Below are 3,827 nucleotides of genomic sequence, written 5' to 3'. Positions count from 1 at the left end.
GGTCTAAGCCCGTATGTTCACCGTTGGTTTGGTGGTTAAGAAGGCCTGAGTATCTCATCGTTACGGCCTCAGCTCTGTCTCAGGTTAAAGAAACTAAAGGTCTTTATGAAGAGAAATATGCCAACCCAAACCTGGGAAGGCCTATCTTATTTACAGTTTTAACACGTCTATGCTTAGTTTATGGCCACCAACCGACTTGGAGCGCTGGGCTGCTGAGTGGAAATGGTTATCTGCTGGGTAGTGGTTTCGACACCATTGGTAACTTCTACCAGATAGACCCCATCTTTTAAATCACTCATATCCAGCCGGATTCGTGTAGTGGTTTGCTTGCGGGCAATACGTTGGGAAAAGATAGTCTCCCCAGCATTCGATTTCAGACAAAGTCTGACCACACCCGTCTTTTCTTTATCGAGCGCAATATGAAGCTTGCCCTCGGCAGTGGTATATATACCTGTCTTGAAGGAAGCAACGTGAGCCGGACGGCCAATGGGATTGATGGCAGCCATTGAAGCTGTGACACTAATCAAACCTATCGAAGAAGCGATGAGCAGGGATTGGATGAGAGTTTTCATGGTGTAAGGAGATTTGGGTTTTATATCCGCTTAGGACATAACAAAGGTCTCCTGTTCTGCTTACTTAGCTTGTCACTTCTGAGTCAACCATTAACACTTTTGGGAAACGATCTACTGAATTAGTGAGATCAATGAATTGTTTTGGCTCCTAATAGTGGCAGGATTCAATCTACCTCCTCCGACAAATAAAAAAGCAACCCGCCCTTTCATTCTGGCAAGTTGCTTTCCTGACTACTAACTAACGTTTAAAACAAGCGTACTGCTTAACTTATACCTGGTGTGCATAGATCGGCACAACAAAGCTACGAGCTGGCACTGGGCACTGCCTTCCTTTTCGATGAACTGCCGCGTTTAGCCATTTTATGGTAAAAATTCAGCCGTATTTCAACAACAGGTCAGTTGACTGGCGGCTGACAGGATAAAACGGATCAAGCACAAAAACGAATCGATCCAGGCGCCAAAAACACTCATCGCCTGGAGGATATTGAGGTTGTTTTCCGGGCCAGCAAACCTTTGTCTTCAGTTACTCCTACCGTTTAGTTAATTATGATTAGGCTAACACTAAAGTAAGTAACATTCCGGCGAATAATGTAGTTAGATTATTACACCAACCAACTTTGTAGTGTACTCATTTTATCTCCCTCTTATAATGACCAAATTCTATCAGTCTCCAGTTTTCCCGATCAAACGTTCTTTCGATTTCAGCCGGGTTGTTCTCACCATTTGGGTAGTGCTACTATTTTGTTCCTCAGCGTGGGCATACCCGAAGAAGCAAAGTACCGCTTCTCTTGATTGCACCACACCCACCTTCGGTTCAATCACCTATGAGCCCGCCGAAATCTACCAGGGAGACCCCAAATCACTGACATCCGCCATCACGGGCTTACTCCCTAATGAAAACCAAACCTTTGCGTTTACGATTGATGGAGTTGCTCAGTCCCCTGTTACTGCCCCCAGCGACGCTGCTGGCAATGTGCTGAATCCTTTTAGTTATGAGCCGCTTAGAACAGTCCTTTCCTCGGTGGGCGTTCATGTAGTTATCCTTACGTCCATAACCGTCAATGGCTGCTCACTTCAGCTGAGCACCAATAACTCGGCTACCATAACCGTCAAACCCGCGCCTGACCTAACTCCTGTTGTTTACCTGACCCCTGCCATTCAGTATTCTCCATCCGCCTTTGCAATTGTGGTGGACGTGTTTGAACTCAATGGCTCACCGACTAACCCCAACAAGACGATCAATGTTTACCTCAACAAAAATAGTTATGCACAGGTGCAGCTTGACGCCACGGCTCAGTCGGTAGGCGGCCGCCCGGTAGCCAACAGTGTCTGGAGCCTGGACGATTCCAATCCCGACTATTACATTCTCTCCACGGCGGCAGGCATTGAAGGCGGAAGCTCACTCAGTTTTGGGCTGCTAGTAAAGCTGACCCCAGGTGGCACCTCGGGCATTTATTCGGTGGGGGCCACCATCAGTCCTTCCAGCGGAGGGGAGCTAAAGCTGAATAACAACGTGGATGTTGACAAGATCACCTATTTTGGACAGTAGCAGACAGCGCCTTTGTCTTCTTTCAGTCATTTGATATAATCCCTGTAAAATACAACTTAACAACGTAGCGTTTACCAGTAATTATCAAAAAAGCCCATCTACAGCGTAGTTGGGCTTTCTGCTTTTATCCACACCATAAGTTAAGCGACAGGTCGCTTACCTTTGATAGGCCAATATACGTACCAAAGAGTCTTGCCCGATTTAATATCTACAAAAAAGGCAATAAGTCGTGGTTATAATTCAATAAACAGCGTATTCAGATAGTTTCATCCATGATTTAAACACTGTTTCATGACTGGAGAAAATCTAATTTTCAATCACAGCATCTCTGCACTTTTTCACTGCTTTTTTAAGTACAAACTATCCGGTATTATACCATTTTGCTTTCCTGGAGATTTCACTAACAATAAAATATATTTATATTAATATATGTCAATACATAATCTTCAATCAAAAAAGAAACTAGTATTTTTCTTGATAGCAGACTATTAAAAAAAGAGTTTTACTCAAAGGGACTTCCTAATACCGGCAGCTTTTTTTGTTGGTTTCTACAAAGCTGATCGCTCCAGAATTTGTTTGAGTTGATCCACGAAGGCCGGATTGCGTAAAGTATAGTAGATGGATGTCCCCTGTCGCCTGCCAACGAGTAAACCCCGGTCTTTCATCTTGTTTAAATAGACAGACAAAAGCGCCTGTTCAATTTTGAGCTGTTCCTGTAAAGCCGACACCTGCAACGCTGGTTGCTCCAGTAGGGTAAGCAGGATGCGAAGTCGAAGAGGATGGGCTATGAGCTTTAATACTTCAGCGGTTTGGTGATGTGCCTGGTTAATGTCCATGATCGGGAGGAGAGGTGATTACGTGAGCTGGTAAATTGATAAAATTGACAGGTAAATACAATCTGGGTTTACTATAAGGTAGATTTATCCGACTGTCAATTGCCCATCCCACATATCAGCGCATTCAGATAGCCCACCCTTTAGCCAGAATCTGGATGTACGAATACAATAGCGAGGCCCGCTGATTCAGTCAGATTAGTTTCCCTCTTTAAAGAATACCCGCTTTACCCGCTCGCTCACCCCTGTTAATATCTCATATGGAATGGTTCCCATCCGTTGGGCCAGTTCGGTTATGGGCAATTCCCGACCGAAAATCACCCCTTCGTCGCCTTCACTGGCAGTTGCCCTTGTTACGTCGATCATAGTCATATCCATGCAAACATTACCAACTGTTGGGCAGCGCGTTCCGTTGACCCAGACCTCACCAACGCCATTCCCCAGCCGCCGATCGTATCCATCGGCATAACCAATGGCTAACGTAGCAATCCTGGCGTCGTGGTCGAGCCAGCCCCGACGACTGTACCCCACGGATTCCCCTGCCCGAACGGTTTTAATCTGGCTAATGACCGTACGTAACGTACCAACTGTATGCAGCGAAGACGGATCAATGTTACTGGCTTCGACACCATACAGGCCAATACCCAGCCGTACCATGTCGAGTTTGTAGTCGGGGAAGCGTACAATACCGGCTGAATTAAGCAGATGACGTAGCGGTCGGTAGCCTAATCCGGTTTCTAGGACGGCCGTGCTCTGCATAAACGTATTGTATTGCTGCTGTGAAAACGAGTTAAACTGGGCTTCGTCGGCCCCCACCAAATGGCTGAATACCGTAGCAACGCGTAACGACGGATGGTGCTTCAAATAATCGAC

The 3,827-nt window shown here is 45.9% G+C and carries 4 protein-coding genes; 1 reads left to right on the top strand and 3 read right to left on the bottom strand.

Annotated features, from left to right (window positions below; all coding sequences use genetic code 11):
- Positions 1–173: 173 nt before the first annotated feature.
- Complete coding sequence (locus tag ACOJS8_RS16720) at positions 174–572, bottom strand: T9SS type A sorting domain-containing protein (RefSeq protein WP_420149686.1); 399 nt, start codon at positions 570–572, stop codon at positions 174–176.
- 649 nt (positions 573–1,221) lie between these two features.
- Between ACOJS8_RS16720 and ACOJS8_RS16715 the strand changes: the two genes are divergently transcribed.
- Positions 1,222–2,121, top strand: coding sequence for a hypothetical protein (locus ACOJS8_RS16715; protein ID WP_420149685.1), 900 nt, complete (start codon positions 1,222–1,224; stop codon positions 2,119–2,121).
- A 548-nt stretch (positions 2,122–2,669) separates the two neighbouring features.
- On the opposite strand, the gene ACOJS8_RS16710 is transcribed toward ACOJS8_RS16715, so the two are convergent.
- Both ACOJS8_RS16710 and alr read right to left on the bottom strand, forming a co-directional pair.
- On the bottom strand, positions 2,670–2,957 hold the full coding sequence (locus ACOJS8_RS16710; protein WP_420149684.1) for an ArsR/SmtB family transcription factor: 288 nt from the start codon (positions 2,955–2,957) through the stop codon (positions 2,670–2,672).
- Positions 2,958–3,152: 195 nt separating this feature from the next.
- Positions 3,153–3,827, bottom strand: a 675-nt coding sequence (gene alr / locus ACOJS8_RS16705; protein WP_420149683.1) for an alanine racemase, incomplete at its 5' end; no start/stop codon positions are given.

The sequence above is a fragment of the Spirosoma sp. genome, assembly GCF_048594605.1.
GTDB lineage: Bacteria > Bacteroidota > Bacteroidia > Cytophagales > Spirosomataceae > Spirosoma.
Note: the sequence above shows the minus strand (reverse complement) of the source record. Positions and strands in the feature narration are given on the sequence as shown.